The organism is Eubacterium maltosivorans (genome assembly GCF_002441855.2).
Taxonomy (GTDB): Bacteria; Bacillota; Clostridia; order Eubacteriales; family Eubacteriaceae; genus Eubacterium; species Eubacterium maltosivorans.
On sequence record NZ_CP029487.1, the window covers coordinates 758,987 to 778,655 of the forward strand.

The 19,669-nt window shown below is 42.8% G+C and carries 28 protein-coding genes; 7 read left to right on the forward strand and 21 right to left on the reverse strand.

What is annotated here, in order from left to right; translation table 11 throughout:
• Positions 1–7: 7 nt before the first annotated feature.
• On the forward strand, positions 8–421 hold the full coding sequence (locus CPZ25_RS03770; RefSeq protein ID WP_074616819.1) for a LexA family protein: 414 nt from the start codon (positions 8–10) through the stop codon (positions 419–421).
• Between the two features lie 63 nt (positions 422–484).
• Here CPZ25_RS03770 and CPZ25_RS03775 read toward each other — a convergent pair whose 3' ends face one another.
• Entirely contained in the window at positions 485–781 is a 297-nt protein-coding gene (locus tag CPZ25_RS03775) for a hypothetical protein (protein WP_074616818.1), read from the reverse strand.
• A 255-nt stretch (positions 782–1,036) separates the two neighbouring features.
• Here CPZ25_RS03775 and CPZ25_RS03780 point away from each other — a divergent pair, with 255 nt between their 5' ends.
• Positions 1,037–1,882 (forward strand): pirin family protein, encoded by an 846-nt coding sequence (locus tag CPZ25_RS03780; protein ID WP_058694540.1) that lies wholly within the window; start codon positions 1,037–1,039, stop codon positions 1,880–1,882.
• Between the two features lie 51 nt (positions 1,883–1,933).
• Here CPZ25_RS03780 and CPZ25_RS03785 read toward each other — a convergent pair whose 3' ends face one another.
• The 5 genes from CPZ25_RS03785 to CPZ25_RS03805 form a co-directional block, all read right to left on the reverse strand.
• Positions 1,934–2,677 (reverse strand): ABC transporter permease, encoded by a 744-nt coding sequence (locus tag CPZ25_RS03785; RefSeq protein ID WP_058694539.1) that lies wholly within the window; start codon positions 2,675–2,677, stop codon positions 1,934–1,936.
• A gap of 10 nt (positions 2,678–2,687) precedes the next feature.
• On the reverse strand, positions 2,688–3,446 hold the full coding sequence (locus CPZ25_RS03790) for an ABC transporter permease (protein ID WP_058694538.1): 759 nt from the start codon (positions 3,444–3,446) through the stop codon (positions 2,688–2,690).
• Positions 3,439–4,362 carry an ABC transporter ATP-binding protein gene (locus CPZ25_RS03795; protein WP_096919830.1) on the reverse strand — a complete coding sequence of 308 codons (924 nt, stop codon included), beginning with the start codon at positions 4,360–4,362 and terminating at the stop codon, positions 3,439–3,441. The genes CPZ25_RS03790 and CPZ25_RS03795 overlap by 8 nt, the downstream gene beginning before the upstream one ends.
• 87 nt (positions 4,363–4,449) lie before the next feature.
• Complete coding sequence (locus CPZ25_RS03800) at positions 4,450–5,367, reverse strand: sensor histidine kinase (protein WP_096919829.1); 918 nt, start codon at positions 5,365–5,367, stop codon at positions 4,450–4,452.
• Complete coding sequence (locus CPZ25_RS03805; RefSeq protein WP_058694535.1) at positions 5,364–6,071, reverse strand: response regulator transcription factor; 708 nt, start codon at positions 6,069–6,071, stop codon at positions 5,364–5,366. Before CPZ25_RS03805 ends, CPZ25_RS03800 begins: the two co-directional genes overlap by 4 nt.
• A gap of 189 nt (positions 6,072–6,260) precedes the next feature.
• On the opposite strand from CPZ25_RS03805, the gene CPZ25_RS03810 reads away from it, so the two are divergent.
• Positions 6,261–6,542: a hypothetical protein gene (locus tag CPZ25_RS03810; protein WP_058694534.1), complete on the forward strand. Its 282-nt coding sequence runs from the start codon at positions 6,261–6,263 to the stop codon at positions 6,540–6,542.
• 75 nt (positions 6,543–6,617) lie between these two features.
• Positions 6,618–6,830 carry a hypothetical protein gene (locus CPZ25_RS03815; protein ID WP_074616813.1) on the forward strand — a complete coding sequence of 71 codons (213 nt, stop codon included), beginning with the start codon at positions 6,618–6,620 and terminating at the stop codon, positions 6,828–6,830.
• A 63-nt stretch (positions 6,831–6,893) separates the two neighbouring features.
• Here CPZ25_RS03815 and CPZ25_RS20350 read toward each other — a convergent pair whose 3' ends face one another.
• Positions 6,894–7,061 carry a hypothetical protein gene (locus CPZ25_RS20350; RefSeq protein WP_167495152.1) on the reverse strand — a complete coding sequence of 56 codons (168 nt, stop codon included), beginning with the start codon at positions 7,059–7,061 and terminating at the stop codon, positions 6,894–6,896.
• 198 nt (positions 7,062–7,259) lie between these two features.
• Here CPZ25_RS20350 and CPZ25_RS03820 point away from each other — a divergent pair, with 198 nt between their 5' ends.
• A complete protein-coding gene (locus CPZ25_RS03820; protein WP_096919828.1) occupies positions 7,260–8,144 on the forward strand; it encodes an SDR family oxidoreductase in 885 nt (294 codons plus the stop codon).
• Positions 8,145–8,290: 146 nt separating this feature from the next.
• On the opposite strand, the gene CPZ25_RS03825 is transcribed toward CPZ25_RS03820, so the two are convergent.
• On the reverse strand, positions 8,291–9,208 hold the full coding sequence (locus tag CPZ25_RS03825) for a ketopantoate reductase family protein (RefSeq protein WP_096919827.1): 918 nt from the start codon (positions 9,206–9,208) through the stop codon (positions 8,291–8,293).
• 237 nt (positions 9,209–9,445) lie between these two features.
• Between CPZ25_RS03825 and CPZ25_RS03830 the strand changes: the two genes are divergently transcribed.
• Entirely contained in the window at positions 9,446–9,931 is a 486-nt protein-coding gene (locus CPZ25_RS03830; protein WP_058694530.1) for a TspO/MBR family protein, read from the forward strand.
• Positions 9,932–9,997: 66 nt separating this feature from the next.
• Here the strand turns inward: CPZ25_RS03830 and CPZ25_RS03835 are convergent, their stop codons facing one another.
• The 6 genes from CPZ25_RS03835 to CPZ25_RS03860 form a co-directional block, all read right to left on the reverse strand.
• On the reverse strand, positions 9,998–11,275 hold the full coding sequence (locus tag CPZ25_RS03835) for a murein hydrolase activator EnvC family protein (RefSeq protein WP_167495153.1): 1,278 nt from the start codon (positions 11,273–11,275) through the stop codon (positions 9,998–10,000).
• Positions 11,276–11,490: 215 nt separating this feature from the next.
• Entirely contained in the window at positions 11,491–11,730 is a 240-nt protein-coding gene (locus CPZ25_RS03840; protein ID WP_096919825.1) for a hypothetical protein, read from the reverse strand.
• Positions 11,731–11,784: 54 nt separating this feature from the next.
• A complete protein-coding gene (locus CPZ25_RS03845) occupies positions 11,785–12,267 on the reverse strand; it encodes a CarD family transcriptional regulator (RefSeq protein ID WP_058694527.1) in 483 nt (160 codons plus the stop codon).
• The gene (locus CPZ25_RS03850) at positions 12,243–12,785 is read right to left on the reverse strand and encodes a CarD family transcriptional regulator (RefSeq protein WP_167495154.1); all 543 of its coding nucleotides are present in this window, start codon (positions 12,783–12,785) and stop codon (positions 12,243–12,245) included. Before CPZ25_RS03850 ends, CPZ25_RS03845 begins: the two co-directional genes overlap by 25 nt.
• A gap of 138 nt (positions 12,786–12,923) precedes the next feature.
• Entirely contained in the window at positions 12,924–13,220 is a 297-nt protein-coding gene (locus CPZ25_RS03855) for a hypothetical protein (protein WP_096919823.1), read from the reverse strand.
• 266 nt (positions 13,221–13,486) lie between these two features.
• On the reverse strand, positions 13,487–13,930 hold the full coding sequence (locus tag CPZ25_RS03860; RefSeq protein WP_082669281.1) for a GNAT family N-acetyltransferase: 444 nt from the start codon (positions 13,928–13,930) through the stop codon (positions 13,487–13,489).
• Positions 13,931–14,066: 136 nt separating this feature from the next.
• Between CPZ25_RS03860 and def the strand changes: the two genes are divergently transcribed.
• On the forward strand, positions 14,067–14,513 hold the full coding sequence (gene def / locus CPZ25_RS03865; RefSeq protein WP_058694523.1) for a peptide deformylase: 447 nt from the start codon (positions 14,067–14,069) through the stop codon (positions 14,511–14,513).
• A 60-nt stretch (positions 14,514–14,573) separates the two neighbouring features.
• On the opposite strand, the gene CPZ25_RS03870 is transcribed toward def, so the two are convergent.
• The 7 genes from CPZ25_RS03870 to ribD all read right to left on the reverse strand — a co-directional run bounded on the left by CPZ25_RS03870 (position 14,574) and on the right by ribD (position 19,609).
• Positions 14,574–15,053, reverse strand: coding sequence for a DUF2798 domain-containing protein (locus tag CPZ25_RS03870; RefSeq protein WP_096919822.1), 480 nt, complete (start codon positions 15,051–15,053; stop codon positions 14,574–14,576).
• 224 nt (positions 15,054–15,277) lie between these two features.
• Positions 15,278–15,436: a hypothetical protein gene (locus CPZ25_RS20355; protein ID WP_167495155.1), complete on the reverse strand. Its 159-nt coding sequence runs from the start codon at positions 15,434–15,436 to the stop codon at positions 15,278–15,280.
• Positions 15,437–15,522: 86 nt separating this feature from the next.
• On the reverse strand, positions 15,523–16,206 hold the full coding sequence (locus CPZ25_RS03875) for an HAD family hydrolase (protein WP_096919821.1): 684 nt from the start codon (positions 16,204–16,206) through the stop codon (positions 15,523–15,525).
• Positions 16,190–16,657 (reverse strand): 6,7-dimethyl-8-ribityllumazine synthase, encoded by a 468-nt coding sequence (gene ribH, locus CPZ25_RS03880; RefSeq protein ID WP_096919820.1) that lies wholly within the window; start codon positions 16,655–16,657, stop codon positions 16,190–16,192. Before ribH ends, CPZ25_RS03875 begins: the two co-directional genes overlap by 17 nt.
• A gap of 18 nt (positions 16,658–16,675) precedes the next feature.
• Complete coding sequence (locus tag CPZ25_RS03885; RefSeq protein WP_096919819.1) at positions 16,676–17,875, reverse strand: bifunctional 3,4-dihydroxy-2-butanone-4-phosphate synthase/GTP cyclohydrolase II; 1,200 nt, start codon at positions 17,873–17,875, stop codon at positions 16,676–16,678.
• Between the two features lie 10 nt (positions 17,876–17,885).
• Positions 17,886–18,524 carry a riboflavin synthase gene (locus CPZ25_RS03890; protein ID WP_096919818.1) on the reverse strand — a complete coding sequence of 213 codons (639 nt, stop codon included), beginning with the start codon at positions 18,522–18,524 and terminating at the stop codon, positions 17,886–17,888.
• Entirely contained in the window at positions 18,506–19,609 is a 1,104-nt protein-coding gene (ribD, locus tag CPZ25_RS03895; protein WP_096919817.1) for a bifunctional diaminohydroxyphosphoribosylaminopyrimidine deaminase/5-amino-6-(5-phosphoribosylamino)uracil reductase RibD, read from the reverse strand. The genes CPZ25_RS03890 and ribD overlap by 19 nt, the downstream gene beginning before the upstream one ends.
• Positions 19,610–19,669 lie beyond the last annotated feature (60 nt).

Genomic DNA, 19,669 nt, shown 5'->3' on the forward strand with positions numbered 1-19,669 from the left:
TGAAAGCATGAACTGGAATGACAATGTAGAGCTCTTTATCCCCTCTAGTATCACTTCATCCATCGTCAATATTGATGGCAGTATTGAGGCTCCAGAACCCCAGGAATACACCACGGAAAGCCTTCCCAGAAAAATCAGGAACGGCCACGAATATATCATGGTCACTCTGCGCGACCACAGCATGTTCGACCGTTACTATAAAGATGATATTCTAAATATCTGCCTTCAGGAAAACTGCAGTGATGGCCAGGACGCCCTGGTTCTTCTTGAAAACGGAAACGTGCGGCTGCGCCGGGTCTATATCGTGGAGAATACAATCATCCTGAAGCCCCTTAATATTGAGTTTTATAAAGAAGAGACCTATCCCAAAGAAACAGTGAAAATTTTAGGCGTTGTGGAAGGCGCCGTCCGTATTAACTAAAAAAGGCCGTTTAAAACGGCCCCGCAGGAGATGCACAATTGAGTGTGTCTCTTTTTTATTCAGTTAGTTCAACGCTTTTTTTATTTCTTTAATCATTGCCATAGGCAGCTCTGTAATATTATTGACCTCCAGCTCGTTATGCGAGTTTTTAAACAGATATTGAGCAATACAGATTTTATCATCTTCAGATGCCCTCTGAATCCGCTCGATCACCGGTGTTGTTGTAAAGGCAGCATATGCGGGATACGGAATGACTTCACCAGCTCTTATAATAGCCATCATTTCGCCATAATAACGATCAGGATCAATACAGGCCTTCTTCATGGGCTTGTCAACACGTTCATAATCTTTTTTATCCATTACCCTTCCTCCACACTTCATAATGATTATAAATTATATCACAAATTTACCCATTGGGCAAGGTAACCTTAACACACACCCGTTTACAGAGGGACCCGACAATATCCTTGATCTCCTCGTTGCATGCCTCACTTTTTAAACCTTAAAAAATACTTAAACATTCATTATGCCTGTGTTTTATGGGTAGATTTATTCCTACATGATGTATTCATTATGGAATATAAGTGATTTCAAACCATGAAAGCAGGTGTTTTTATGTCAGAACGTAAAATAACCAAAACAGTAAAAGGGCAATATGCCATTGATGGGGCGGGTGTCCATCTGGTAAGAGTATTGGGCAATAATGACGTCCAGGATTTTGATCCGTTTTTAATGCTGGATTCCTTTGATTCTAAAAATCCAGACGATTATATAAAGGGCTTTCCCTTCCATCCCCACAGAGGAATTGAAACAGTCACCTATCTTATCGAAGGAGATATTGAGCATCAGGACAGTCTTGGCAACAGGGGCTCCATCAAATCTGGCCAAAGCCAGTGGATGACTGCAGGAAGTGGTATTCTCCATCAGGAAATGCCGCAGCCTTCGGATCATATGCTGGGGCTTCAGCTCTGGATCAACCTTCCAAAAGATGAAAAAATGGCTGCTCCCGCTTATTTTGACATCACAGGTGACATGATCAAGAAAAAAGCAAGTGATACGGCACTGGTCCGTGTAATCTCCGGTGAATATGAAGGCGTCAAAGGTGTAGAACCTCGTCACATTCAGGCGACTCTTTACGATGTTACAGTAAATGCTGGAAAAACTTTTACCCTCCCCACCAAAACGGAAGATAATGTCTTTATTTTCCTGATTCAAGGAGACGCCGTGATCGAAGGAAAAAACATTGATGAAAAGACAGCGGTGTTGTTTGGCTCCGGTGATTCCATCACTGTTAAAGCCCCGGATGGACAGGATTCCCGATTTGTCTTTTTCTCTGGAAAACGGCTTGATGAGCCTGTGGCCTGGGGCGGTCCCATTGTTATGAACACTCGTGAGGAGCTCATGCATGCTTTTGAGGAGCTAGAGGAAGGTACCTTTATCAAGCACGAAGCTATCCGTTAACCTTAAATGTGAAAAGTGTCGGCAGCACTTAAATGCCGGCACTTTTTTTATTTAAAAATCCTTCTTCCGCTTTCCTGTCCTGTGTATCATGACTACCGTGAACAATAAAACAAGAACCAGAACCATCAGGGAAATGACAGGGTTATAATAATTGTATTTCGCCCCGGAGCTCTGATAATCAATGAGGCTGAGGCCCGCTGTTAACGGCCACAGATTCACGAGGGTGGGGCTGTTCGCTGCCATAATTCCCAAAAATCCCATAAAAAAAGCAATGACGGTGCTGGCCAGATACCCTTTTCTGAAATAGGCCGTAACAATAAAAAGCGGCAGCATGGCAATAAAGGTCGTGAACCCAATGACCGTAAACTTATAAAAGTAGCTGAGCAACAGAAGAACCGTAATACTCTCACCTACACCCAGCATAAAGGCCGCACCAATGGTCATGATATACTCTAAAATTACCAAAAACTCAGTGACAACGGCGATAATGATAAGTTTGGCTGCCAACAGTTTTGATTCTGAAACTGGCACCATTAATACTGCGGGCATGGTACGGTCTGTGAGCTCTCGTTTTAAAATAAAACCACCGATAAGTGTAATGGTAAAGGGCTGGAGCAGGGTCAGCCCATCCCAGAGCACAAAATCAGCTATTCCTGGAAAGTCTATGCCATAAAAACGCATGCTCCATGCTTGATACACTGCGATCATCACAGTTCCGAGAGTGGTAAATACCCCTAAAATCAGAATATTATAGCGTTTAAGTTTGAAAAATTCTACCTGTATTAAAGTACTCATACCATTCCTCCTAATTTTCCTGCTGTTTATAAATGAAGATAGCCAGTCCGATCGAAACCAGAGCCACTGCAATCAGGCAGGCGAGCGATACCCCAGCTGGGTACATGAGATAATGATAAAAGTCAATGCTCTCCTGGGGCAGCTTTTCAATATTCAGGTTGTGCTGCATGATAACAAGCTGAAAAACCGCCATCATGGGAAACATGACCTTTACGCCGACTAAAAGAACCGAGAAACTGCTGATAGCGTAAATAAAAGATATAATCACCGCAAAGATATATCCCTTTTTAAACAGCAATATGAGCGTAATCATAGGGGTGATGGCTAAAAATACAAATACAGCCAGCATCAGCGTATCCTGCACTGCGGTTATTCTGAATTCTGCCAGTCCGCCATTCAGCAGAAAAAAACTCAGAAAGATGCAGACCAGCAGCCCCAAAACACAGTAGGCAACAGATAAGATCAGCAATACTGTCATCTTGGACAGAACAAGAGCTGTTTTACTCACAGGAACCATAATGATATTCTTGAGAGTATCATAATCTTCTTCTCTGTAAAACAGGGTAGCTGCCGCGATACACAGCACACAGGGCAAAAATAACAGACCTCCGTAAACCAGCATGCCCTGAAAGAGGTTTTGAAAGCCCAGGTTATCACGGATACACACCACACACCATGGCAGCGGCACCAGCAAAGATGCCAGCAGTGTCAAAATGATAAATTTCTGCCGTTTGATTTTCATAAATTCGGCCTGGATCAAGTTAAGCAATCCCCTCACCTCCGGTGATCTTTTTAAAATAATCCTCGAGGGTCTCCTCACACAAATCGGATCGGCTCACAGCTATTTCATTCATCATAAAAGCTTTATTAATCTTTGCGATATCCTGACTTGTGTCCAGCACCCTCAGGCTGTGGTCATCCTCGATAACATAATGTGTGATTCCCAAAAACTGTTCAAGCACTCTGGCGGCCTTAGCCGTCGAGGAGACTTTAAAGGCAATATAGCATTCATTCTTTTTCTGCAGAGCTGCCAGACTGTTTTCCTCCAGAAGAACACCGTTGTGGAGTATGCCAATATCGTCGGCCAGAAGAGCAATTTCGGGTAAAATATGGCTTGATATTAAAATGGTTTTTCCTCGTTCCTCGCTTAAAAACCGAATGAATTTCCGGACTTCGGCAATGCCGATAGGGTCCAGTCCATTGGTTGGCTCATCGAGAATCAAAAGCTCTGGATCGTGTATGATGGCATTTGCAATTCCGAGGCGCTGCTTCATGCCCAGTGAATATTTTGAAAAAAGCTTTTTATCATTATAGGGAAGTCCAACAAGCTCCAGCGCCTCCTTAACCGCATTTGGGCTTACTATCCCCCTAAGCTTGGCAAATACATTTAGGTTTTCTGTCCCCGTAAGATTAGGATAAAATCCAGGGGCTTCAATAATCGCGCCAATACGAGGATAAATGTCTTTCTGACGCGCCCCGACCCCCTGGCCAAAGATTTCAATTTCTCCCTCTGTTATATGGGTAAGACCCATCATCATTTTCATAATTGTTGTTTTTCCCGCGCCATTTCGGCCCAAAAGGCCATAAATTTTCCCATTCCTTACATGAAGGTTAACGTGGTCTACAACGGTTTGCTCACCATAGGTTTTGGTTAAATCCTTTGTCTGAATGATCAGTTTATGCATCTGTTTTTCTCCTTTTCTTTTGCTGCTTTTCAGTATAGGAAAAACAGCTTGTACATTCATTACCAAAACCTTGCATTTTTCTAGTTTTTAGCATAAAGGCAGGATAACTGTAAAAACAGTGCCCTGATATAAAACACTGTCTGCCTGAATGGTCCCTCCATTTGCCTGAACCAGTTCCTTTGTAATGGCCAGCCCAAGACCGGTGCCCGCGCCGCTTCTCGACGAATCGCATTTGTACAGTCGCTCAAAAATATGGGAAAGCTGATCATGAGCAATACCGCTCCCATTGTCTTTTACCCAGAGCCTTACGCTATTTTTACACCTCTCGATACCGATTTCAAGCGAAGAACCCCCACTGTGCTTTACGGCATTTTGGACAAGGTTATTCAGGATACGGTTCCATGAACGCGTATCAAGCCTGACCTGGTATTCTTCATCTGGGATATGGACTGTGTAGTCAAGATTATTTTCTTCAAATAACGGAATCCAGTCGATAAGCCCATTCCTGGTGAGCTCACATATGTCCTGCTCCTCAAAAGAAAAAGGGTATTCCCTTGACTCCAGCTTGAACCAGTCAAAAAGAACGTCTACATAATCTTTAAGATCATAAGCCTTTGACCAGACAATGCCCAGATACCTTTTCCCCTCCTCAGTTTCTGTCTTTTCGCTGTTTAATACGTCCAGATAGCCGATAAGAGAAGTGAGCGGAGTCCGGACATCGTGGGACAAATTGGTCATCAGCTGTCGGTTTGTCCTTTCAATTTTCTTCAACGAAGCAATTTCACGCTCACTGTTCATGACAATTTTATTGATTTTATAGCAAAGTTCTGCGGTCATATCCCCCTTTCTCGCTAAAATCCGGCGATTTAAATTGCCTTTCTCAATTTCATCAAGAATAATACCGGCCTTTATCATCTGCTTTTTGACCTTAAAAAGCCGGATGCCCAGGGTCAAAACAGCTGCAATGAGCATCAAACACAGAACTGTCAAAACTGTGATGTTCATAAAACAGCCTCTTTATTAAAACGATAACCCACACCCCAGATCGTTTGAATATAGCTTGTTTCCTGATCTTTTTTCTCAATCTTTCTGCGCAGCTTACTGATATAGGCCATCATATTCCCATCATCAAAGGCATACTCCTCTTGCCATATCTGTATATAGAGCTGTTTCTTGGTAAAAACCTGTCCAGGATTTTCTGCCAGAAAGCAGAGAAGATCAAATTCTTTGTTTGTCAACGCAATCTTTTTTTCCTGTATGCTGACACTTCTTTCCACCGGATTGATTAACAGACCTCCTTTAAAAGCAAGTCTACTCTCTTTGCATGGGTTATCATGATTTAAGATGGTATAGCGCCGAATCAGGGATTCCACACGGGCCATGAATTCATTAATCGAAAAGGGCTTTGTGAGGTAGTCGTCTGCGCCGCTTTTCAGGCCTAGTATTTTATCATTTTCACTGTCTCTGGCTGTCAGCATCAGCACTGGTGTACTTTTTGTTTTTCGAATCTCGGTAAGAACGTCAAAGCCACTCATCTCGGGCAGCATCACATCCAGTACAACCAGTGTGGCCTCTTTCTCTTCCAGACGGTTTAATCCCGTGGCACCAGTGTGCACAGCACATACCTCGTATCCATCTCGTTCAAGACATCTTAAAAGCAGAGAACAAAGCTCCACATCATCGTCGATTATCAATATTCTTTTACGCATTCATTTTCCCTTCCTTATTCATTAAGCTTAATTTCAGTATAATCCTGTCTCTCATGCCAGACAACTTAAAAATTCTTAAATTTAACCAACAGATTTATTAAAATTTTAATGCTTTTAAACAGAAACCTCTGTTACTTTTAAACTAAATTGGTTATACTAAAACCATACGTTAGTTAAAAGGAGGCCCCTATGAAGGATCAAGAAATTGAAAAAGTCCAACAGGATAAAGAACCTGAAAAAAAGAGCAATTTAAAAACAAAAATCATCTTATACGTTGTGGGAATCGCCATTATTTTTGTCATTGGAATGGTTGTTGGCATTCGTTTCAGCTTTGCTGTCCAGTCCTCTGTTTTTTACTTGCAGCGAGCATTCACATGGCTTATCTTTATTTTAGTCATCCTTGCCATTATTGCCATTCCCATCGGCTGGAAAGTTTATAAGTATCATAAAGAAAAAGAGAAAAGCCAATAGTGTCAGACTTATTTGCTTTGTTCTGCTTCGTTTTGGGTATGATTTATTCATACTATAAAAAAGGAGTGTACGGACATGGACAAAACTGTATTTTTAAAGGAATACCTCTCTGACCAGATGGCAAAGAACGCGTTTAACGAAAATGGACAGATGGAGATAAATATTTTTGAAATCTTTTCACAAAAGGATGTACAGCAGGCAGCCCAAGCCCTTGGATGCCAAATTGATAATAATAATACGCCTATTGGCAGCTTTTGGATTTATGATCATCAGCAAAAGAAGTCTTAATAGGCTTCTTTTTTTCTGCATGAAAAAAAGCTGCGCGGCCGCGCAGCTTATATACCGTAAGGTTTATTCTTTTTCGTCTTCTTCCAGAGCTCTTGCCCCAAAGAATTTTTTATCTTTGTCATTGCCTTCCATACCCTTACCGTCATTGGTTGGGCGTTCCTTTTCACTGGCACGCTGTTCAATAACGCCTTCGCCGTCGTTAGTTGGTTCAATTCTTTTATCATCTTTCATAATGAGTTCCTCCATTAATAATTGTTAACTATTGTTTACCCGATTTTTATGTCTCCTTATCACTTCTCTCAAATGTTCAAGCTTTTTTTCAGAATCGAGAAAAGCTTTAATAAACCTAAAAGGAAAAGCTCTATTGTCGCTTTAAAAAGTGAATGGGTATCCAATTAATATAAATTTTAAAAAGAAAGGCGTAATATTATGAAAAGTGAAAAAGAAAATCAGGTAAACATACAAACTCAGGAACCGCAAAAAGGCTATTATATCGATGATTCCACTAAAAATGTTTCACCTGAACCTGTAATGGAAAATCCGGAATATCAGGGCAGCGGAAAGCTTAAAGACAAAGTCGCTGTCATTACTGGCGGAGACAGCGGAATCGGTGGCGCCGTAGCAATTGCCTTTGCCAAAGAAGGCGCAAAGCTCGCCATTCTATATCTGGATTCCGATGATGACGCTGCCGCCATTGTCAGGCGCGTGAAAGAGCTGGGCGCAGAAGCCCTCTCCATAAAGGGAGATGTCGGTGATGACGCTTTTGTAAAGAAAGCCGTGAGCAAGATTATTGAGCAATATGGCCATATTGATGTATTAATAAACAATGCTGGCGAACAGCACGTAGCAGAGAGTATTACTGAGATTTCACCAGCCCAGCTTGACCGAACATTCCGAACAAATATTTTCAGTATGTTTTACATGGTCAAAGCTGTCCTGCCTCATCTCAACAAAGGGGCTGCCATTGTAAACACAACCTCTGTAACAGCATACCGCGGGAGCTCTACTCTTCTGGACTACTCTGCCACAAAGGGCGCCATCGTCTCCTTTACCCGGGCGTTGTCGAGCAATCAGGAGATTCTTGGTAAAGCGATTCGTGTAAACGGCGTTGCTCCCGGGCCGATCTGGACACCACTTATCCCGGCCACTTTCAGCAAGGAGCATGTTAAACGGTTTGGCAAAGATGTCCCGCTTGACCGGCCCGGTCAGCCCTACGAACTGGCACCGGCTTATGTCTATCTTGCCAGTAATGACTCAAGCTATGTAACAGGACAGGTAATTCATGTAAACGGCGGCGAAGTCGTCAATGGATAACTTTGACTGATTAAAAAGGCCAGCACAGGCTGGCCTTTTTTACGCAAAAAAATACCCCTCAGTCACACTGAAGGGTATCACAGAGATCTCTTCGATCCCACCGCTCTTTAAGCGGCTATTTTTAATTTACCCCGATGGGAGTCTTTTTAATCATATGCCTCCTCTATTTTATGAATCTGTTCATAGAGATAATCATTGACTGGCGTTTCAAAGCTGTGTTTTTTCCCAAGCTTGCAGATGGTTCCTGAAAAAAGGTCCACCTCGGTTTTACGATGCGCCTTGGTATCCTGCCGCATAGAGGGCATTCCCTCAGGGTTCAGACTATCCAAAACCCGCAGCCACTCCGCAATGTCCGCTTCTGTCAGACAAACTCCCTCGTAAGCCGCCGCTATCCGAGCTTCTTCCATAGCCTTCAGCATCAGATCTCTGGCCTCGCCCTCTTTCTGAAGCCCTCCGTAATTTGTCTCAAAAACCGCTGCGGTCTGGTTGACACCAGTGTTCAGCATGAGCTTGTTCCACAGACAATAGTGAATATCGCAAGGAATTTTATAAGGAATATCGGCCGTCTCCAGTATCTTTGCAACAGCCTGCAGTGGCGCTGTTCTGGTGTTATCCTGGCTCCCCAGCAATAAAATGCCACCGTTATCGTAGTGGACATCAGAGCCCTCTTTCACTGCGTCCATCCCCTGAGCCACGCAATAAAGCAAATGCTCCTGCCCAAAGGCCTCCGCAATCACCTCTTCACTGGCAATGCCATTGAGCAATGAAATAATCATGGTCTCTCTGCCCACAAAATTACGGATACTTTTCACTGCCTGGTCGATTCCGGTATATTTTACCGCGACAATAATAAGGTCCACAGTTTCGGTTTTCATTGTATCCTCAACATAGCGAAAGTCACAGATCTTTCCATTACAGGTAAAAGGGGTTTTCTTGTAACGCGCAGTACGTTCTTGATCCGCGATGAAATAAACACGTTCATTACCAAAAGCTTCGGTCAGGCGGCTTCCATACAGCACGCCCAGTGCACCGGCGCCGATTAATGCGATTTTATTTATTTTCATTTCTGCCTCGTGATGTTTTTTTATTTATTATCCCATATTCCCAGAAACAAGTCCAATTTAAGCATAAAAATAGAAGCAATTTGTCTGCTTCTATTTTCTTTCTTTGCCATATATATACACCTTTTTCACTTGGAATAATCCATGCTTTATTAAAATTTCAGATTATTAGTGTGTTTGGTTTTAAAGGAGCGACTCCGGGTAAATTACTTATATACATTATCGAAAGGATTGATTATAATGTCTGAATTATTTAAAAAAACAAACCCAAAACGTTTGGCTGCCTGTTTAGCCGTCCCTTTGGCTCTTGGCTCTGTTGTCGGCAAGGCTATATCTAAAGATGTAAAAGAATATTCTGAATTGGATAAGCCCAGCTTTGCACCGCCTAAATGGGCATTTCCAGTGGCCTGGACAACCCTTTACGCATTGATGGGGCTTGCAAAGTACAAGGCTCTGGAAGCCGCAGACGATGAACAGGAAATGGCTATTCACAAAGCAGACGGACTCCAGCTCAGTCTTAACTTTATCTGGTCTTTTCTGTTTTTTAAATTTCATTTAAGGGGTGCAGCTCTGATCGAAATGTCTATTCTCCTCTTGACAATTCTCTATACTGCTAAAGAATACGCCAAGGTAAGTAAAACGGCCGCAAGGCTTATGCTGCCATATATTCTCTGGGTCTCTTTTGCCCTCTGCCTGAACGCCTCGGTATGGCATAAAAACAAATAACTCTCTGATAAAGTAAAAAACAAGGTACCAGATTTATCCGGCATCTTGTTTTTTATTGTCCTTTTATTACCAGTGCATATAGTTTAAGGGATCGACGTAGTTTCCATTAACCAGGAAACTTAAATGAAGGTGATTACCGGTGGAATTACCCGTTGTACCGACACCGCCGACATGTTCACCCTGACGTACAAACTGACCTTCAGAAACAGCAATACTGCTTAAATGACCAAGCAAAACTGTTCCACCGTCCACAGCAATCATAACACATTTGCCATAACCGCCATTCCAGTCAGCATAGGTCACAATACCATCGCCTGGAGCAAAGACAGAGGTTCCCTCAGGCGCTGCCATATCGTAACCGCTGTGCCATGTCCAAACACCTGTGATTGGATGAATTCGATCACCATACATATCATCCCAATAAATCGGATGGTATTGTGAAGCAATAGGCCAGACAAGACCAACAGATGGGGCAGGACCAGGATCTGGTTTAGGTTGTTCTTCTGTTGATCCTGAGCCATCTCCGGTATTGCCGGATTCATTGCCGCTGCCGGTGTTATTTCCACCACCCTGATTGTTTTTCCAATCATTTAGTTGTTGTTGCGCCTGGGCTTCTCTTTCAGCTGCAATAGCTGCTAAACTATTATCTGCAGCCGCGTAGACTGCTTGCTCGGCGTCTGCTTTTGCCTGCAATTCATCAATCACGTGTTGGTTTTCAGCTAAAAGAATCTTTTCCTGTTCCTTAATATCATTCTGGCTGGCTAACGCAATCTCCTGTTCCTGCTTCAAGGACTCCAGCTGCTCTTTATCGGCTTTTATCTCCTCCTGCTGTGTTTTGACTTGTTTTGCGGTTGTCTCCAAAGCATTGACCACGTTTCGGTCAGCCTGGGCAATCAGGCGGATCATGTCTGCTTTAGCGATAAAATCAGTAAAGCTGGTTGAAGAAAAAAGGACGCTAGCGTAACCTTCATTGCCAAACATATACATGACTCTCAGACGTTCTTCCAGGTCTTTTTCCTGTTCGGCCTGCTTTGCCTGAGTGCCTGCGAGCTGCTGGTTCTTCATTTCAAGATTTGTATTGATCTCGCTGATCTGGCCATCGAAGGCATTGACCTTGTCTGTGATGGTCTTGATTTTTTCCTCAGCCTTATTGATCTCATTTTCGATTCCCTCAGCCGTGTTCTGCTTCATATCAATTTGATATTCATATTCCGCCTTCTTCTGGCTGGCTTCTGCCTTTTTTTTCTGGAGCTCTTCCTCTGATTCGGCATAAACCGGTGAAAGAACGGCTGATATAAAAAATAATAATACCAATGTCAAAGAGAAAATGGACTTCTTTTTCATGTTTTCCTCCTGGCTTTCAAATAGTATTTTCATTATAACACAAAACGACCGATTTATTGATTGAGCCGTGCTTATAAAAACAAAAAAGATCTATTTGAATTCAGCTTTTTGTTTTATAGATTCTTACCCTTAACGCTTAAAATACCCTTATTGAACAAAAATAAAAACGCACTCCCACTTTACAGCAGTTATAAGTGCGTTTTAGCCTTAATTTTTTAGCTCATATAATCGCCAACGGCATAGGCATTATACTGTCTCTTAAGCTTTAAGATAACAGAACCATCCTCCATGGTTTCCTCACTCACAATGCGGTGCCTGATCTCCTTCTTTTTAAGCGACATTTTGTAAGCTTCCACCTCAGCTTTGACAGCGCTTAATGCCGCGTTATGACAGAGGTTTTCATTTAACAGAAAATGAATGGTCTGCTCCAGACAAGCTTCCTTAATACGTTTCACCCGAATTTCACCTCCTTCTGAAAAATCTTTTTATATTAAAGCATTTTGCCTGAATTACCATAGATCATCCGCAATGGATGCTGCAATATAGTCTTCCACATGGTTAAAAGGAATATCCATAACCACAGAGACCTCCCAGTGAAAGTAATCCTTAGCCTGTCGGCTGTATTCTTCTTCAAAGGGCATCTGCTTACCCTCCTCTTTTCTCAGATATGCGGTTTTGATCACACGTATCCATTCCAACTCATCGTAGGACTTCATGGCTGTCTCGTACAATTCTTCACGAATTTTGTTGTTCGGCGCCTGAATGGTGCGCGTATATGGAATTCTGCTCAGAATGTCTGTCAAATCCTCCTTTGATGCCAGTTTCCTGAGTAGTGTTTTTGAATCTGCCCTAATACTTTTCGTCTTGTCTGGTTCCCTTGGATTTTTGAGGATATAGTACAAGACTTCTCCGCTTTTGGCATCTGTATCAAGTTCTGATACCTGCCAGATTCCATTCTTTTCAAGTATTATATAATCGCCGGCTGCGTACATTGGACTCTCTCCTTTTTCGAGTATTCAATCTGTTTGATAATAAGGGGCAAAACCTGGCTTGGCTTTACATTTAAGACAAGTGCGAACTCATCATAAAGGAGCTTCTCAGCCTCCTTTAAAAAACGTTCATCAGTTGCGTAAGGCTTTTTCTTTTGTTCCTTGCGGTTCTTTTGACGAAGATATATGGTTTTGATCAGCTTTACAATAGCCCTACGGTCACCGCTGTTAATAATTTCCTGATATTTTATTTCCCGTGTGCTCTCATCTTCAATGCTCAGCAGTTTTTCCTCTGGCATGGTACGGATAATCTCCTCAATTTCTTCTCTGGATAAAATTCGCCGCATCTTTGATATCAAATGATCGTTTCCTGTATGGACAAAGATTGTCAGACTATCTTTATATATTGGCTGTAAAACATAGTACTCCATCATTCCTTCGCCAAAGTTCAATTGAGTGATGTCTTTAATTTCACAAACACCCTCTGTCCCATACAAAACAGTGTCGTTAATTTTAAACAATATCCTCCGTCCTTTCTGCTAATCGCTCTAAATATAGCTGATTTTTATGATTTCCACTCAGTCGGTGTTTTTAGTTATCATTTATATGATATCTAATTATATTTTAACATTTACAGAAAATTATTGTCAGTTCTTCTTTTAAGAGAATATTTGTTTTGTGTTTAACAAAAGGCATCTTTTTGATTTCACAGATGTTAGAGTACATCTTTTCTCTACAATATCTACAATAATATCGATACATTTATCAATGCCGATCTCTCCGGTGTCCAGAGGTAATCTTCTGCTGATAAGCCATTGCCCCCCATTCCAGGAACAAATAGGCAAAACGGCTTTCCAGACGGGCTTCCTCCTCTTTTTTACAAAATCCTGAGCAAAGCCAGTTTCTTCAGCTATTTTTTCGATCAGCTCTTTATCGTAACAGGCAACGCCTTTCATGAAAATCAAAGCCACCAGAATGGCCGGAAATAAAAAAGGAACGCTAGATTTGCGCGTTCTGTAATCTATATGATTTATTAAATTTTCATATTTCAATACTGATGTGCTGTACCATATCTTTGCAAATCCCAGAACATCAGTGTACTAAGGCTCATTCGCCAGTAGTAAATAAGTAATAAAATGAATGGTTGTATTCTTTTGATATTGCGATAGATACAGTGTTTTAGATTTACTGTATTTTAATGTAAAATCAAGTATAGTTTTATTTACTTTATACACAGCCAGTCAGATTCCTCGACAAAGCCATATTTTTTATAAACCGGCATTCCAAATTTTGATGCTCGAAGACGTATTACAGTGACTCCGCTGCTTTTCACTTCCCTTACCAGCATATCCAATATTTTTGTGGCAATACCCTTTCCACGGTATACAGGCTCTGTAAACATATTGGTAATATAGGCAGACATTCCAGTTTTATTTGAATAGCTCGGCGGATAGGCATAAAAAACAACCGCACCCGTAGCTATAATTTTTTCATTTTCTACTGCCAACAGCTCAATCATCGTATTGTCCTCGAAGCTTTTTCTGAAAAAAGCCTTCAACTCATCATCAATACTGAATACTGGGTCCAGTCCTTCATGAATTAACTGTCTCTTTCGGATCTCACATAAGAGATCAAGATCCTCAATAGTCGCTTTTCGGTAATGCAAAATTATTTCCTCCCCGAGCGTTCATTTTTCTTTTTATTATAACATGCTTTCCCTTTTTATGACGCAAAAAGGAAACATTGACATCATAAATTTCTCAGTATACAATGTTTTTAGAATACTTGTCAAGGAGAATGCCATGCCAAAGCTTCCGCTTCACTATAATGATGATCCTGTTTTAAAACAGAAATGCCAGAAGGTTCAAGAGGTTGACGACTCGGTCCGCAGCCTGCTGGATGACATGATGAATACCCTGCTGCTTACACCCGGCGCTGCCGCCTTAGCCGCTAACCAGGCCGGTATTCTTCTCCAGCTCATTGTCATTGATTACGCAGGCTACCATCTGAAGCTTGTCAACCCAGAAATCCTGGACACAGAGGGATCACGGGAATGCATTGAATCCTGTCTAAGCTTCCCAGGACGGCATATAAGGACCCTGCGGCCCAGGGCTGTCAAGGTACGCGCCCAGGATGAAAACGGCGATGTAATCTATTTGAATGTCAGCGGAGAGATGGCAAAATGTCTCTGCCACGAGATCGACCATCTGCGAGGTATTGTTTTCACTGATCGGGCTCTCTCCTACTAAATGGACCCATAAAAAAGAGCATCGTCTGGCTTTTCTGCCTGCCGATGCTCAGATAGTCGCTTATTCAAATTCTTCAGCTATCTGCTTCCTAAACAGCATTCTGAAAACAAAACGCACACAGGGTCCTGCAAAAAATATTTGCCAGAACAGAGCCATTAGAAAATTCATGACCGTTGTCTGGAACCACACAGCAATGATCTCACTTCCAGGATTTTTAAATAAGACGGTCGCAACCAAGCTCATCATTGGGCACATCAGACAAACGGTTATTGCCGATATGGCGAAAACGATAAAGATGGGCTCATTGGATTCAGGTGCTATAATTCTAAAAGCCAGTTTCTGCGCCAGCTTTTCAACCACAAACAGCTCAAGGATAACCGCAATGGGCCACATAAATGTCAGCTCGTGAAAAGCCAGCAAGAACACTGCATTGCACAGTCCGCCCTTGTCCAGTGCAATATTGTAGCAGATTAAAGCATAAACCATGACCAGGGCCATTAACAGTGTGAAAATAACGTTTTGTAATTTTGTTTTTGGCATTTAAATTTCTCCTTTTCTGATAAAATGAAAAAAGAGTTGAAAAACGACAGCTGTGTTGTTCGTTGTCATCTGCCAGTTTTACAGATGTGTCGTTTCCAATTAAATACCAAAAAGCTCTAACTCTTATTCAATTGTTTTATAATCTTATATTAACATAAAAAGCAGCGTGATGTAATAGTTTTTTTAATGTAATGGACCTCTTTTTGTAAATTTTCAGCCCTGTATCAGCTGATCATATTTACTTTCTTTTTAAACTCTCTTATGACCTCTTCTATGGTGAGTCCCTGGAGCTCTTCTTCAGTCTGCTGGATGATTCCGTTGACTAATCCGTCGGTGTAAAAAATATCCAAATAATAACCTTTGTACTCTTGTGCATTTCTCATAAGTAACATTCCTTCTTTCCTAGGTTTTTATTATAACAGATTCACGGTTGAAAATGCACATCAATTTGGATATCTTAATTTTCAGATTAGATACATGGGTTTGTAATCTTCTTTATGGTTGTGTAAAGAGCCGCGCAGTCATTCACAATTTTTGCCGCGCCCGCAAGTTCATCTCTGCTTCCATACCCATAGGCACAGCCAACGGCTGGCAGCCCGTTTTTCTGTGCCGCCTCCATATCCTGCCAGCGGTCCCCGATTACAATGCCTTTACTTCTGTCAGAGTGTGTCCATATCTGCTGAAGGATTTTCCATTTTGGAATAAAATGGTATTCCTCGGCGCAATAAAAGTCATCAAAATATTTATCCAGCTCAAAACAGTGGCGGTGTACTTCCATATATCGCCGCTTACAGTTACTCAACAGAATCAATGAGTGTTTTGCACTCAGCCGCTCCAGCATATTAAGGGCTCCAGAATATAAAAGCGCTTTATTCTTCTGTGTAAGCCGAACCATTTCATCGCCGATCATTCGGCTGCATTCCTCCCTGAGCTTTTGTGGCAGCTCGGGCATAAAAAGCTGCCACATTTCCTGCGCAGTGAAGCCCAGCCACCGGCTGATCTCCATATCTGTAAACTGCTTTTCTGGCACATATCCCATTCTTACCAGTGCTCTGTAGCTTTTTCGAAATGCCGGCGCATAGATCTGTATACTGTCATGCAGGGTGCCGTCATAATCAAAAATGAGCAATTCGTCCTCAGCTTTCAATTTCATGAATCAAATTGACCATCTCGATGGCGCCAATGGTACAGTCAAATCCTTTATTCCCTGCTTTTGTACCGGCGCGTTCAATGGCCTGCTCAATATTTTCAGTCGTGAGCACTCCAAACATTACGGGAATCTCACTGCTTAAGGATACGTGGGCGATACCCTTAGATACCTCGTTACAGACATAATCATAGTGGGAGGTACTGCCCCTGATAACAGAGCCCACACAGATTACAGCATCGTATTTACCGCATTTCGCCATTTTAGACGCAATGAGCGGAATTTCAAACGCCCCCGGCACCCAGGCGACATCGATGTCCTCATCCTTGACTTCGTGCCGCTTTAATCCATCCAGTGCGCCAGACAGAAGCTTTGATGTTATAAATTCGTTAAAACGCGATGCCACAATCCCTATCTTAATTTCCTTTGATATCAGTTTTCCTTCAAATACATTCATAATTTTTCTCCTTTATGTTTAATAATTTAACAAATGTCCCATTTTGTTCTGTTTCGTTTTTAAATAACGCAAATCATAATCTGTCGCAGCGATCTGAATTGGTACGCGTTCGATAATATCCATGCCAAAATCTGAAAGTTGATAAATTTTATCCGGGTTGTTGGTCAAAAGCCGTAAGGTTTTTGCCCCCAGATCACGCAGAATCTGAGCCCCGATAAAATATTCACGCAAATCACCGGCAAAGCCCAGAGCCAGATTGGCTTCGAGAGTATCCATTCCACGATCCTGCAGCTCGTAAGCCTTTAGCTTATTGATCAGTCCAATGCCTCTTCCCTCCTGTCTCATATAGAGCAGAACACCGCGTCCCTCTTTTTCGATCTGCATCATAGCTGCCTCAAACTGCTGGCCACAGTCACAGCGTATCGATCCAAAGGCATCCCCGGTCAGGCATTCAGAGTGCACACGGCACAGAAGATTCCTGCCATCTCCAATATCGCCCTTCACCAGCGCGATATGATGCTCGCCGTTCATCCTATCTACGTATCCAAAGACCTTGAAATCACCAAATTTTGTGGGCATATTTGTGGAGGTAACACATTCTACCAGCCTGTCATGTCTTTTTCGATAAGCCTGCAAATCTTTAATGGTTATGAACTTCATATTCCACTTCCCGGCCAGCTCAGCCAACTCTTTTGTACGCATCATAGAGCCATCATCTTTCATGATTTCACAGCAGAGTCCGCATTCCTTTAGTCCTGCCAGGCGCATTAAATCAACAGTGGCCTCGGTATGCCCACTGCGCTCCAGCACGCCATTTTTCTTTGCCATGAGCGGAAACATATGCCCTGGCCGACGAAAATCCTCAGGCCTTGCTTCATCGCACACACACCTCCGTGCGGTAAGCCCGCGCTCTTCAGCCGAGATGCCTGTGGTCGTATCAATATAGTCAATGGACACCGTAAAGGCTGTCTCGTGGTTGTCTGAATTGTCAGAGACCATCTGGGGAAACCGAAGTTTCTTACACAGCTCAATCCCCATTGGCATACAGATCAGGCCCTTTCCATGCACTGCCATAAAATTGACATTCTCTGTTGCTGCAAATTCTGCGGCACATACAAAATCACCTTCATTTTCTCTGTCCTCATCATCTGTCACTAAGATGATTTTACCCTGGCGCAGGTCCTCCAACGCCTCTTCAATTGTATTAAATTTAATCATTTTCTGCCTCCTAATAGCCAAATTTCATTATAAAATCTTTTGTGATGCTGCTTTGTTGGGGCGCCATACCCAGAAGCTTTTCGACATATTTGCCGATACAGTCATTTTCAAGGTTTACACAATCTCCAGCTCCCTTTTGGGATAAAATGGTATTTTTCACTGTATGTGGGATAACAGAGACACTGAACTGGTTTCCAGCTATGCTGGCAACGGTCAGACTGACGCCGTCCACTGCGATGGAGCCTTTTTCGATAATATAGCGTGAAAGGTTACTGCTGGTCTGAATGGTATACCAGACGGCGTTATCATCTTTTCTAACTGCCATTATCTTACCGGTCCCATCAATATGGCCGGCTACAATATGGCCGCCAAACCGCCCCAGTGCAGGCATGGCGCGTTCCAGATTAACAGAATCCCCGGGACGCAGGCTGCTGAGTGAGGAACGTTTCAGCGTCTCGTGCATAATATCCACCGTAAAGCACGAACCGGAAAAAGATGTTATGGTCAGGCAGACGCCGTTTACCGCAATGCTGTCTCCCTTTCTCGCGTCCTCCAGAACAACGCTGGCTTCAAATGTTATCATGCTTGACGCTGTGTTTCTGCGAATGGTCTGAACCATACCTATTTCCTCTATAATTCCTGTAAACATGGAGTCACCTCACTTTCTAAAAGAATATCCTGCCCGAGTTTTGTAATCAGTGGTGCAGATAGATGCCACGCTGCCTCGGGTGAATCAACGCCAGTTCCTCCGACAGGCGTTTTTGCCTGCTGGCCCCCAAACAGCTTTGGGGAAATATAGGCCTGTACTTTTCTGACGATTCCACTCTCTAAGGCCGCACTGTTAAGCTGTGGTCCCCCCTCCATTAAAACACTGTCAATATCCATTTCGCCCAGTCTTCTCATCAGAGTCTTTAAATCAATTCTGCCATCTTTTAGTGGAAGCGTAAATATCTCACAGCCTGCTTTACTAAGAAGCGACCGCTTTTTAACATCACTGCTACCTGTCACAATAATAGTCCTTGTCTTTTGGGCCGTCTTTACCAACTGCGCTGTCAGCGGTATACGCAGCTTTGTGTCACAGACAATGCGAACGGGGTTCCGCCCTCCCGGTATACGGCAGGTTAGCAGGGGGTCATCTGACAGGACTGTTCCGATTCCTGTCATAATAGCTGTATAACGCTTTCGATCCTGATGCACCTTTTCCCTTGCCGCCTCACCAGTAATCCATTTCGATTTTCTTGAAGCCGTTGCGATCTTTCCATCCATCGTCATTGCATATTTCATGACAACATAGGGCTCGCGCGTTCTGATAAAATGGAAAAACACATCATTCAACGCGTCGCATTCCTTCCGCAAAATTCCAGCCGTTACCTCGACGCCATGCTGTCGAAGAATTTCCACGCTTTTTTCCGCCACCAAAGGATTGGGATCGTGAGAGCCAATGACTACACGATTGATACCGTTTTTCAAAATGGCATCGGTACAGGGCGGTGTTTTTCCAAAATGACAGCACGGAGCAAGGGTCACATAGAGAGTGGCGTCCTTTAAATTCTCGGTACAATGGACAATGGCGTTGCGCTCTGCATGGGGACCGCCATAGCTTTCATGAGCACCTTTTCCAATGACACGGCCGTTTTTCACAATAACTGCACCCACCATGGGATTGGGGTTAACAAAGCCACAGCCCTTCCAAGCTTCCTCAAGGGCCAGCTGCATATAATCCTGGTCGGTCAAACTTAACACCTCCTAAAAAGAAAAATACCTTGAATAAAATCATTCAAGGCATTTGACGTC

Coding starts and splice junctions, on each gene's coding strand:
- CPZ25_RS03770 (WP_074616819.1), top strand. CDS start 8: ATGAACTGGAATGACAATGTAGAGCTCTTTATCCCCTCTAGTATCACT.
- CPZ25_RS03775 (WP_074616818.1), bottom strand. CDS start 781: ATGGATAAAAAAGATTATGAACGTGTTGACAAGCCCATGAAGAAGGCC.
- CPZ25_RS03780 (WP_058694540.1), top strand. CDS start 1,037: ATGTCAGAACGTAAAATAACCAAAACAGTAAAAGGGCAATATGCCATT.
- CPZ25_RS03785 (WP_058694539.1), bottom strand. CDS start 2,677: ATGAGTACTTTAATACAGGTAGAATTTTTCAAACTTAAACGCTATAAT.
- CPZ25_RS03795 (WP_096919830.1), bottom strand. CDS start 4,362: ATGCATAAACTGATCATTCAGACAAAGGATTTAACCAAAACCTATGGT.
- CPZ25_RS03800 (WP_096919829.1), bottom strand. CDS start 5,367: ATGAACATCACAGTTTTGACAGTTCTGTGTTTGATGCTCATTGCAGCT.
- CPZ25_RS03805 (WP_058694535.1), bottom strand. CDS start 6,071: ATGCGTAAAAGAATATTGATAATCGACGATGATGTGGAGCTTTGTTCT.
- CPZ25_RS03810 (WP_058694534.1), top strand. CDS start 6,261: ATGAAGGATCAAGAAATTGAAAAAGTCCAACAGGATAAAGAACCTGAA.
- CPZ25_RS03815 (WP_074616813.1), top strand. CDS start 6,618: ATGGACAAAACTGTATTTTTAAAGGAATACCTCTCTGACCAGATGGCA.
- CPZ25_RS20350 (WP_167495152.1), bottom strand. CDS start 7,061: ATGAAAGATGATAAAAGAATTGAACCAACTAACGACGGCGAAGGCGTT.
- CPZ25_RS03820 (WP_096919828.1), top strand. CDS start 7,260: ATGAAAAGTGAAAAAGAAAATCAGGTAAACATACAAACTCAGGAACCG.
- CPZ25_RS03825 (WP_096919827.1), bottom strand. CDS start 9,208: ATGAAAATAAATAAAATCGCATTAATCGGCGCCGGTGCACTGGGCGTG.
- CPZ25_RS03830 (WP_058694530.1), top strand. CDS start 9,446: ATGTCTGAATTATTTAAAAAAACAAACCCAAAACGTTTGGCTGCCTGT.
- CPZ25_RS03835 (WP_167495153.1), bottom strand. CDS start 11,275: ATGAAAAAGAAGTCCATTTTCTCTTTGACATTGGTATTATTATTTTTT.
- CPZ25_RS03845 (WP_058694527.1), bottom strand. CDS start 12,267: ATGTACGCAGCCGGCGATTATATAATACTTGAAAAGAATGGAATCTGG.
- CPZ25_RS03855 (WP_096919823.1), bottom strand. CDS start 13,220: ATGAAAGGCGTTGCCTGTTACGATAAAGAGCTGATCGAAAAAATAGCT.
- def (WP_058694523.1), top strand. CDS start 14,067: ATGCCAAAGCTTCCGCTTCACTATAATGATGATCCTGTTTTAAAACAG.
- CPZ25_RS03870 (WP_096919822.1), bottom strand. CDS start 15,053: ATGCCAAAAACAAAATTACAAAACGTTATTTTCACACTGTTAATGGCC.
- CPZ25_RS20355 (WP_167495155.1), bottom strand. CDS start 15,436: ATGAGAAATGCACAAGAGTACAAAGGTTATTATTTGGATATTTTTTAC.
- CPZ25_RS03875 (WP_096919821.1), bottom strand. CDS start 16,206: ATGAAATTGAAAGCTGAGGACGAATTGCTCATTTTTGATTATGACGGC.
- ribH (WP_096919820.1), bottom strand. CDS start 16,657: ATGAATGTATTTGAAGGAAAACTGATATCAAAGGAAATTAAGATAGGG.
- CPZ25_RS03885 (WP_096919819.1), bottom strand. CDS start 17,875: ATGATTAAATTTAATACAATTGAAGAGGCGTTGGAGGACCTGCGCCAG.
- CPZ25_RS03890 (WP_096919818.1), bottom strand. CDS start 18,524: ATGTTTACAGGAATTATAGAGGAAATAGGTATGGTTCAGACCATTCGC.